Source organism: Flexivirga sp. (assembly GCF_051955415.1).
Classification (GTDB): domain Bacteria; phylum Actinomycetota; class Actinomycetes; order Actinomycetales; family Dermatophilaceae; genus Flexivirga.
In genome coordinates, this window is sequence record NZ_JBQCGS010000101.1 from 1 (window position 1) to 9,708 (window position 9,708).

At 66.6% G+C, this 9,708-nt stretch carries 9 protein-coding genes; 8 read left to right on the forward strand and 1 reads right to left on the reverse strand.

The features are described from left to right. Window positions 1-1,819, forward strand: a 1,819-nt coding sequence (ilvD, locus tag ACTHL4_RS16050; protein ID WP_440283767.1) for a dihydroxy-acid dehydratase, incomplete at its 5' end; no start/stop codon positions are given. A 141-nt stretch (window positions 1,820-1,960) separates the two neighbouring features. Here ilvD and ACTHL4_RS16055 read toward each other — a convergent pair. Then, entirely contained in the window at window positions 1,961-2,305 is a 345-nt protein-coding gene (locus ACTHL4_RS16055) for an N-acetyltransferase family protein (RefSeq protein WP_440283768.1), read from the reverse strand. A 310-nt stretch (window positions 2,306-2,615) separates the two neighbouring features. Here ACTHL4_RS16055 and ACTHL4_RS16060 point away from each other — a divergent pair, with 310 nt between their 5' ends. From ACTHL4_RS16060 to ilvC, 7 genes are all read left to right on the forward strand, one after another. Next, window positions 2,616-3,515: a transporter substrate-binding domain-containing protein gene (locus ACTHL4_RS16060; RefSeq protein WP_440283769.1), complete on the forward strand. Its 900-nt coding sequence runs from the start codon at window positions 2,616-2,618 to the stop codon at window positions 3,513-3,515. Between the two features lie 28 nt (window positions 3,516-3,543). Next, on the forward strand, window positions 3,544-4,281 hold the full coding sequence (locus ACTHL4_RS16065; RefSeq protein WP_440283770.1) for an amino acid ABC transporter permease: 738 nt from the start codon (window positions 3,544-3,546) through the stop codon (window positions 4,279-4,281). After that, window positions 4,281-4,979 carry an amino acid ABC transporter permease gene (locus tag ACTHL4_RS16070; RefSeq protein ID WP_440283771.1) on the forward strand — a complete coding sequence of 233 codons (699 nt, stop codon included), beginning with the start codon at window positions 4,281-4,283 and terminating at the stop codon, window positions 4,977-4,979. The genes ACTHL4_RS16065 and ACTHL4_RS16070 overlap by 1 nt, the downstream gene beginning before the upstream one ends. A gap of 1 nt (window position 4,980) precedes the next feature. Further along, window positions 4,981-5,829, forward strand: a complete 849-nt coding sequence (ehuA, locus tag ACTHL4_RS16075; protein WP_440283772.1) for an ectoine/hydroxyectoine ABC transporter ATP-binding protein EhuA — start codon at window positions 4,981-4,983, stop codon at window positions 5,827-5,829. A 330-nt stretch (window positions 5,830-6,159) separates the two neighbouring features. Next, the gene (locus ACTHL4_RS16080; protein WP_440283773.1) at window positions 6,160-7,989 is read left to right on the forward strand and encodes an acetolactate synthase large subunit; all 1,830 of its coding nucleotides are present in this window, start codon (window positions 6,160-6,162) and stop codon (window positions 7,987-7,989) included. Continuing rightward, window positions 7,989-8,501, forward strand: coding sequence for an acetolactate synthase small subunit (gene ilvN / locus ACTHL4_RS16085; protein ID WP_440283774.1), 513 nt, complete (start codon window positions 7,989-7,991; stop codon window positions 8,499-8,501). The genes ACTHL4_RS16080 and ilvN overlap by 1 nt, the downstream gene beginning before the upstream one ends. Window positions 8,502-8,577: 76 nt before the next feature. Beyond that, window positions 8,578-9,612 (forward strand): ketol-acid reductoisomerase, encoded by a 1,035-nt coding sequence (gene ilvC, locus ACTHL4_RS16090; protein WP_440283775.1) that lies wholly within the window; start codon window positions 8,578-8,580, stop codon window positions 9,610-9,612. Window positions 9,613-9,708: the final 96 nt, after the last annotated feature.

Consider the following 9,708-nt stretch of genomic DNA (forward strand, 5'->3'; position numbering starts at 1 on the left):
GGGGCGCAACGCGGCCGGCGCCCGTGCCCTGTGGCGCGCGACCGGCCTCACCGACTCCGACTTCGGCAAGCCCATCGTCGCGATCGCCAACTCCTACACCCAGTTCGTCCCGGGTCACGTGCACCTCAAGGACGTCGGCGAGATCGTCGCCGAAGGCGTCCGCGCCGCCGGCGGCGTGCCGCGCGAGTTCAACACCATCGCGGTCGACGACGGCATCGCGATGGGTCACGGCGGCATGCTCTACTCACTGCCGAGCCGCGAGATCATCGCGGACTCAGTGGAATACATGGTCAACGCGCACACCGCGGACGCGCTGGTGTGCATCTCCAACTGTGACAAGATCACCCCCGGCATGCTCAACGCCGCGATGCGGCTCAACATCCCGGTCGTCTTCGTCTCCGGTGGCCCGATGGAGGCCGGCAAGACCGTCTCGGTGGACGGTGTCGTGCACCCGTCCTCGGACCTGATCACCTCCATCTCGGCCTCGGCCAACGACAATGTCGACGACGAAGCACTTGCCGCGGTCGAGAACTCCGCCTGCCCGACCTGCGGCAGTTGCTCGGGCATGTTCACGGCCAACTCGATGAACTGCCTGACCGAGGCGCTCGGCCTGGCGTTGCCCGGCAACGGTTCCACGCTGGCCACCCACTCGGCGCGTCGCGCGCTCTTCGAGCGGGCCGGGCGCGTCGTGGTCGACCTGGCGCGGCGCTACTACGAGCAGGACGACCACTCGGCACTGCCGCGCAACATCGCCACCTCGGCCGCCTTCCGCAACGCGATGTCGCTCGATGTCGCGATGGGCGGTTCGACCAACACCGTGCTGCACATCCTGGCCGCGGCGCAGGAGGGCGAGGTCAAGGACTTCGATCTGGCCACCATCGACGAGATCAGCCGGCGAGTGCCGTGCCTGTCCAAGGTCGCCCCCAACTCGTTCTTTCACATGGAGGACGTGCACCGGGCGGGCGGCATACCGGCGATCCTGGGGGAGTTGCGCCGCGCAGGGCTGCTCGAGCGTGACGTGACCACGGTGCACACCTCGTCCTTCGACCAGTGGCTGGACGACTGGGACATCCGCTCCGGCAAGGCGACCGAGGAGGCCGTCGAGCTCTTCCACGCCGCCCCGGGTGGCGTGCGCACCATCGAGCCGTTCTCCACGGACAACCGCTGGGCCGACCTCGACACCGACGCCGCGAACGGCTGCATCCACGACAAGGAGCACGCCTACACCGCCGAGGGCGGGCTGGCGATCCTGCGCGGCAACCTCGCCGTCGACGGGGCGGTCATCAAGACCGCCGGCGTCGAGGAGGAGCTGTGGCACTTCGAGGGTCCGGCGCGCGTCGTGGAGTCGCAGGAGGAGGCCGTCGAGGTCATCCTCAACAAGATCATCCAGCCCGGAGAGGTGCTGGTCGTGCGTTACGAGGGCCCGGCCGGCGGGCCCGGCATGCAGGAGATGCTGCACCCGACGGCCTTCATGAAGGGCACCGGGATGGGCAAGAAATGCGCCCTGGTCACTGACGGCCGCTTCTCCGGCGGCTCGAGCGGTCTGTCCATCGGTCACGTGTCCCCGGAGGCGGCGGCCGGTGGCGTCATCGGCCTGGTCCGGGACGGCGACCCGATCCTGATCGACGTGGTGAGCCGCACCCTGGAGGTGCAGGTCGACGACGCCGAACTGCAGCGCCGCCGCGCCGAGATGGAGGCGTCCGACCAGCCGTGGCGACCCGTCTCCCGTGACCGCGTGGTCACCAAGGCACTGCAGGCGTATGCCGCCATGGCCACCTCCGCGGACCGCGGCGCGGTCCGTGAGGTGCCGACGCGCTGACCGCGGTTCACCGGGCCGGCGCGGACCGGCAATGCCTCAGAGGTCGAGCTTCATCAGCCGATCGGTGGTCTCGAAGCCCATGGACTCGTAGAGCGTGATGGCGACGTCGTTGCCGCCGAAGACGTGCAGAGCGAGGGTGCGTTAACCGTTGTCCCGGGACCACTGCTGCGCCTCCCGCATCAGCTGCCGGCCGTAGCCCTTGCCGCGTGCATGTTCCTCGACCTGGACCTCGTAGACGAACGCGACGTCCGTGCTCTCGCCGCGCGGTGCCATCCAGAGCCGCCCGAGGCGATGACCTTCGTCGTCTTCGGCGATGAGCACCGCGTGCCCGGGGGAGAGTCTGCCGCCGGGGAAATAGTGCTCGGTCTGCCGATCGAGGTCCTCGGCAGGTCCGCCTCCCATGGTGCGCATCTGCTCGGCATACTCCCGCATGGAGATGGCGATGAAGTCGGGCAGTTCGTCGTCGGTGATCGGTCGCACACGCATGGGCGCACCTTAACCCTGTGCCGGCTGTGATCCACGACACAGATGAGGGCGAAAACCGGCCCGAACGTCTCGAAGTGATAACGAAGATCGAGTGCGGACGACCGCCTGCAGCGAGTATCGTCTACTTGTCGACAATGTGTCGTTTCCGCTGGTCAGAGCCTCAGAAAGGACGATATTGAGCTGTCGAACAGCGGCCGGTCAGGCTGCTTTCGCGTCGTTGGAATGTTCTGCGGTCACGACATAGCCTCGAAAACCCGTTCACCCGGAGGTGCGCTCGGCGTGGCTCCCCATGTGTCGAAAGGCCCACAACATGACGCTGCGATCACGACGCGCAACCGCCGTTGCCGCTGTACTCACCGCGGGTGCGCTGACCCTCGCCGGCTGCGGCTCGAGCTCGAAGGACGACAAGGGTGCCACCGTGGACTCGCTGAAGAAGGCCGGCAAGGTCGTCGTCGGCATCAACGGTGAGAACCCCTACAGCTTCATCAACAAGGACGGCAAGCTCGACGGCGCGACGATCGCCTTGGACCGTGCGGTCTACAAGGAGCTGGGGATCAACAAGGTCGAGGGCAAGAAGGTCGAGTGGGACGCCCTCATCCCGGGTCTGAACTCCGGTCAGTACGATGAGGTCAGCGCGGGTATGTCGATCCTGCCGAAGCGGTGCGAGAAGGCCGCGTTCAGCTACCCGGAGATCACCTACGAGACGGCCTTCTTGGTGCCCAAGGGCAACCCGAAGGATCTGCACACCATGCAGGACCTCAAGGCCAAGAAGGTCAACCTGGTGACCGAGAACGGCGCCGTCGAGCAGGGCTACGCCAAGACGATGGGCATTGCGACCCAGACCGTGGGATCTCCCGAGGAGGGGTTGCAGGCGGTCGAGAGCGGGCAGGCGGACGTCTTCGCGCTGACCGCGATCTCCTTGCGCACACTGGTCAAGACGCAGAACGCCCAGGACAAGGTGGAGGTCACCAAGGCGTTCACGGCGACGGTCGATGGCAAGCTGCAGATCGGTGCCGGCGCGGCGGTCTTCCGCAAGGGCGACACGGAACTGCTGAAGGCCTACAACAAGGAACTCAAGAAGATCATCGACGACCCGAAGCGGTTCAACGAGATCGTCGGCAAGTACGGCTTCACCGAGGCCGAACGGCCCAAGGGCAAGACCACCGACACCGCCTACCTGTGCTCCGGCAAGCTGCCGGATGCCAAGTAGATGATCCGACGGCCGGAGCCCGTTGATCGTGTCTGAGTTCTCGTCGATCGCACCCACGGGTGTCGTCGACACGTTGCAGAACAACTGGTCGGATCTGCTGAGTGGTCTGCGCATCACGTTGGAGTTGTCGGTCTTCGGCGGCATCGTGGCGTTCATCGTCGCGGTGCTGCTGGGGCTGGCCTCCCTGTCCCGATCTGCCGTGCTGCGCGGCGTCTCCCGGGTGATCGTGGAGTTCTTCCGCGGCACGTCCCTGGTCGTGCAACTGTTCTTCTTCGCCTACGTCACCCCGCAGATCTTCGGCTGGGGCTCCCATCTGCTGCTCTTCGGGATCTTCGCCCTCGGGCTCAACTACGGCGCTTACGGTTCCGAAGTCGTGCGCGGGTCGATGAACGCCGTGCCGCCGGGTCAATGGGAGACGACCACGGCCTTGTCGATGCCCTGGATCCTGAAGGTGCGACGGGTGATCTGGCCGCAAGCATGGGCGCTGATGCTGCCGGGGCTGAACAACCTGATGGTCATGCTGGTCAAAGGCACCGCGATCGCCTACTTCATCGGGCTCTACGACCTGACGTACGTCAGTGACGAGTTGCGCAAGGGTGGCGCCGACATGTGGACCGTCTACGGGATCGCCTTCGTCATCTACTACTTCGTGGCGCTCGCCTTCTCTGCAGCCCTGCGCGGACTGGAAGCCCGCGCGCAGCGCAGACTGGGCATCCGGCCATCCCGCACCAAGACCACCCGCGCGACGGCGGAGGCGGTGGCCTGATGCAGTCATCGGTGACGTGGGACTGGAGCATTGCGCACGAAGCGTTCCCCGACCTACTCAAGGCATTCCTGCAAGTGACGCTGGTCGTCACCGTGGCCGCGTCGATCCTGTCGGCCATCCTCGGGCTCGTGTGGGCGGTGGCACTGCGCGAGTTGCCGCGACCCGTGAGCGCGTTGCTCGGCTGGGTGCTGGGCGTCATACGTATGACGCCGCTGCCGCTGCAGTTGCTGATCGTCACCTACGGGATCGTGACACCGTGGGGCTGGCTCGCCCACACCAGCGGACCGGATCAACTCCGACACCGACTGATCATGATCGGGATCGCGGTCTTCTCGGTGCACTACTCGACCTACATGGCCGAGTCCTACCGGGCGGGCATCGAGTCCCTGCCCAAGGGGCAGTGGGAGGCGGCGACCGCGCTGTCCCTGCCACAGCGCCGCACCTGGCGCGCGGTGGTGATCCCACAGGCGCTGCGCGCCACCTTGCCGTCGTTGGGCAACTGGGCGATCGCGATGTTCAAGGACACCCCGTACCTGCTCGCGATCAGCGTGCCGGAGATGGTGTCCGAGGCCAAACGGGTCGGCGGGGCGCACTTCAGCTATCTGGAGGCGTTCACCATCGCCGGTCTGATCTTCCTGGTGGCGAGCTACCCGACCGCCATACTCATGCGCCGATTGGAGAAGAAGCTTGCCTACTGAGATGACCGACGGTCCGGGCGCACCGGACCTGTCCAAGGGGGCGGACCGCCGTCCGCAGGCCCGTCCCGCCGGCAGCGGTGCGGGCACCCCGAGGGTGGCGTTCGACGACGTCGAGAAGCGGTTCGGCAAGAACGTCGTGCTCAACGACCTCAACTTCCAGGTCGCCAAGGGCGAACGGGTGACCCTCATCGGCCCGAGCGGATCGGGCAAGACCACGATCCTGCGCCTGCTGATGACACTGGAGGAGTTGTCCGGCGGCTACATCTACGTCGACGGCGACCCACTCACGCACCGGAAGAACGACGCCGGCAAGCGCGTCGCGATGAAGCCCAAGGAAGTCTCCGCCATCCGCAAGCGGATCGGCATGGTCTTCCAGCAGTTCAACCTGTTCCCGAACATGTCGGTGATCGAGAACATCACCGAGGCACCGATCCATGTGCTCGGTCAGTCCAAGGACGAGGCGCGGGCGAAGGCCAAGGGGCTGCTCGAGCAGGTCGGCCTCGGTGACAAGGCCGACGAGCACCCGACGCGCCTGTCCGGCGGTCAGCAGCAGCGGGTCGCGATCGCGCGTGCGCTCGCGATGGAGCCGGAGATCCTGCTGCTGGACGAGGTCACCTCGGCGCTCGACCCGGAACTCGTCGGGGACGTGCTGGGCGTACTGCGGGACGTTGCCAACACCACGGACATCACCATGCTGCTGGTGACTCACGAGATGCAGTTCGCCCGTGACGTGTCACATCGCGTGATGATGTTCGACTCCGGTCACATCATCGAGGAGGCCACGCCCGACGCGATGTTCTCCGACCCGCAGCACGAGCGCACCAGGAAATTCCTCCAAGCGGTGCTCTGAGTCTTCGGCGGCAACTCCTCCTCCCGGCCGGCTCGCGGGCTCGCCGGCCGGGAATCGTCGTTCCCGCGATCCCGACACCATGACGTCGGCGTCCTCCCGGCTCGCTCAGTTCAGCGTGTCCTAGGTCACTGTCCGTACTTTGAGACTGCAATCTCAGAATATTGACGCTCCATGGCGGTCGCACGACACTGGAGCGGTGGCACGAATTCTCGTACTTCCAAGGCGCGCAAGCTGATTCATTCGGCTCGCGCGCTGACCCTCACTGCCCGGACTCCGGGATGAGGGTTTTTTTATGCGCGAGGGTGCTTTCCGACAGTTAAGGACGACAAGGTGACAACGCATACGCCCACCCCGGCAGACATTGCGCCGACGGTCAAGCAACCGGCTGCGCCCCAGGATGTGACCGGTGCGCAGAGTCTCGTGCTCGCGCTCGAGGCGGCCGGCGTCGAGGTCGTCTTCGGGTTGCCGGGCGGGGCGATCCTGCCGGCATACGACCCGCTGCTGGACTCCACCAAGGTGCGCCACATCCTGGTCCGTCACGAGCAGGGTGCCGGCCACGCGGCCGAGGGCTATGCCTCGGCGACCGGCCGCGTCGGCGTCTGTATGGCGACCAGCGGTCCCGGTGCGACCAACCTGGTCACTGCCATCGCCGACGCCTACATGGATTCGGTGCCGATGGTGGCGATCACCGGCCAGGTCAGCTCCAGGACGATCGGGACCGACGCCTTCCAGGAGGCGGACATCCGCGGCATCACCATGCCGATCACCAAGCACAGCTACCTGGTGACCGACCCGGCCGAGATCGCCGGTGCGGTCAAGGAGGCGTTCCACATCGCCTCGACCGGACGTCCCGGTCCGGTGCTGGTCGACATCACCAAGGACGCGCTCGTCGGCAAGACCGTCTTCGAGTGGCCCGCCGACATCGGTCTGCCCGGCTATCGCCCGGTGACGCGACCGCACCACAAGCAGATCCGCGCCGCCGCCAAGCTCATCCGCGACGCCAAGCGCCCGGTCTTCTACCTCGGCGGCGGCATCGTCCGCGCCGAGGCCGCGGATGAGCTGCGCGAGCTCGTCGACCTGGCAGGCATCCCGCTGGTCACCACGCTGATGGCTCGAGGCGTCGTGCCCGACAGCCACCCGCTGCACCTGGGCATGCCCGGAATGCACGGATCGGTCGCGGCCGTGACGGCACTGCAGAAGGCCGATCTGCTGATCGCCATCGGCACCCGCTTCGACGACCGGGTGACCGGACACCTGCCGTCCTTCGCCCCCGGTGCCAAGGTGATCCACGCCGACATCGACCCGGCCGAGATCTCCAAGAACCGCGTCGCCGACGTCCCGATCGTCGGCGACGCCAAAGCCGTCATCACCGACCTGATCACCGCCCTGCGTGCCGACCACGAGTCCGGTCGCGCCGGCGACTTCACCGCCTGGCAACAGCGCACCCGCGGCTGGGCGGACACCTACCCCCTGGGCTACAGCCCCGCCGAGGATGCGACGGCGATCCCGCCGCAATACGTCATCGAGCGGATCGGCGCGCTCACCGGACCCGACGCCGTGTATGCCGCAGGCGTCGGCCAGCACCAGATGTGGGCCGCGCAGTTCGTGCAGTACGAACGCCCGAACGCGTGGCTCAACTCCGGCGGCCTGGGCACCATGGGCTACTCGGTGCCGGCCGCGATGGGTGCCAAGGTCGGCGAACCCGACCGGGTCGTCTGGGCGATCGACGGGGACGGCTGCTTCCAGATGACCAATCAGGAGCTGGCCACCTGCATGATCAACAAGATCCCGATCAAGGTCGCGATCATCAACAACTCCAGTCTCGGCATGGTGCGGCAGTGGCAGACGCTGTTCTACAACGAGCGCTACTCCAACACCGACCTACACACCGCCGTCGGATCGCGCATCCCCGACTTCGTCAAACTGGCCGAGTCCTACGGTTGCGTCGGACTGCGCTGCGACAAGACCGAGGACGTCGACGCAACCATCGCAAAAGCGTTGGAGATCAACGATGTTCCGGTCGTGATCGACTTCGTGGTCGAGCGCGATGCAATGGTGTGGCCGATGGTCCCGGCCGGCGTCAGCAACGACCTGGTCACCACGGCACGGGCGATGACGCCCGTGTGGGACCGCGACGACGACGCAGAGGGGAGCCGCTGATGGCGCGTCATACCTTGTCGGTGCTGGTGGAGGACAAGCCTGGTGTGCTCGCGCGCATCTCCGGGCTGATCTCCCGGCGCGGCTTCAACATCGACTCACTCGCGGTGGGACCGACTGAGAACGACGAGGTCTCCCGGATGACCATCGTCGTCGACGTCGACGAGACCGCCCTGGAGCAGGTGACCAAGCAGCTCAACAAGCTCATCGAGGTGCTCAAGGTCGTCGAACTGGAGCAGACCGGGTCGGTACAGCGTGAACTCGTGCTGATCAAGGTCCGCTGCGACGCGGCCACGCGTGCCGAGATCGTGCAGATCACCCAGATGTTCCGTTGCAACGTGGTCGACGTCGGTCTCGACGCGGTGGTCATCGAGGCGACCGGCACCCCCGGCAAACTGGATGCGTTGCTCGAGGTGCTCGACCCCTACGGCGTGCGCGAGATCGTCCAGTCCGGACTGGTCGGTGTCGGCCGGGGCGGCAAGTCCATCACCGACCGCGGCCGCCGCAGCGCGTGACGCCAGCTCGAGCAACGCGCCATACAGTCCTCGAAATACTTTCTGTAGCAATTGAATTCAACATTAGGAGATTCCAGTGGCCGAGATGTACTACGACGACGACGCCGATCTGTCGGTGATCCAGGGCCGGAAGGTCGCCGTCATCGGCTACGGCAGCCAGGGTCACGCTCACGCGCTCAACCTGCGTGACTCCGGGGTCGACGTCCGGATCGGCCTGCGCGACGGTTCCAAGTCCACGCAGAAGGCCGAGAACGAAGGCCTGCGTGTGCTGCCCGTCGCCGACGCCGTCAAGGAGGCGGACGTCGTCGTCATCCTCGCGCCCGATCAGGTGCAGCGCACCCTGTATGCCGAGGAGATCGAGCCCAACCTCAACGCCGGCGCCGCACTCGTCTTCGGCCACGGCTTCAACATCCGCTACGACTACATCAAGCCGCAGGCGGACGCCGACGTGCTGATGGTCGCACCCAAGGGTCCCGGGCACATCGTGCGCCGCGAATACGTCGACGGTCGTGGCGTCCCGGTGGTCGTCGCGGTGGAACAGGACGCCTCGGGCACTGCCTGGGACCTGGCGAAGTCCTACGCCAAGGGCATCGGCGGCCTGCGCGCCGGTGGCATCAGGACGACCTTCACCGAAGAGACCGAAACCGACCTGTTCGGCGAGCAGTCGGTCCTGTGCGGTGGCGCGTCGCAACTGGTGCAGTACGGCTTCGAGGTGCTCACCGAGGCCGGCTACCAGCCCGAAGTCGCCTACTTCGAGTGCCTGCACGAACTCAAGCTGATCGTCGACCTGATGATCGAGGGCGGCATCGCCAAGCAGCGTTGGTCGATCTCCGACACCGCCGAGTTCGGTGACTACGTCTCCGGCCCACGCGTCATCGACCCGCACGTGAAGGAGAACATGAAGGCCGTGCTGGCCGACATCCAGGACGGGTCCTTCGCCAAGCGGTTCATCGACGACCAGGACGCCGGCGCACCGGAGTTCAAGGCGTTCCGGGAGAAGGCCGCCCAGCACCCGATCGAGACCACCGGCAAGAAGCTGCGTGGCCTGATGAGCTGGCTGAAGGACAGCGACACCGACACCGACTACGTCGAGGGCAGCGCGGCCCGCTGAGTCTCTGCTTCGACTCCTCGCAAGGCAACGGGCGGGGGGGGGGGGGGGGGGGGGGCGGGCCCGCCCCCCCCCCCGGGCAGGGGGGGCGCGGCGCCG

What these genes read in the sequence shown, in the direction of transcription:
- ACTHL4_RS16055 (WP_440283768.1), bottom strand. Translation starts at nt 2,305, where the DNA reads ATGCGTGTGCGACCGATCACCGACGACGAACTGCCCGACTTCATCGCC.
- ACTHL4_RS16060 (WP_440283769.1), top strand. Translation starts at nt 2,616, where the DNA reads ATGACGCTGCGATCACGACGCGCAACCGCCGTTGCCGCTGTACTCACC.
- ACTHL4_RS16070 (WP_440283771.1), top strand. Translation starts at nt 4,281, where the DNA reads ATGCAGTCATCGGTGACGTGGGACTGGAGCATTGCGCACGAAGCGTTC.
- ehuA (WP_440283772.1), top strand. Translation starts at nt 4,981, where the DNA reads ATGACCGACGGTCCGGGCGCACCGGACCTGTCCAAGGGGGCGGACCGC.
- ilvN (WP_440283774.1), top strand. Translation starts at nt 7,989, where the DNA reads ATGGCGCGTCATACCTTGTCGGTGCTGGTGGAGGACAAGCCTGGTGTG.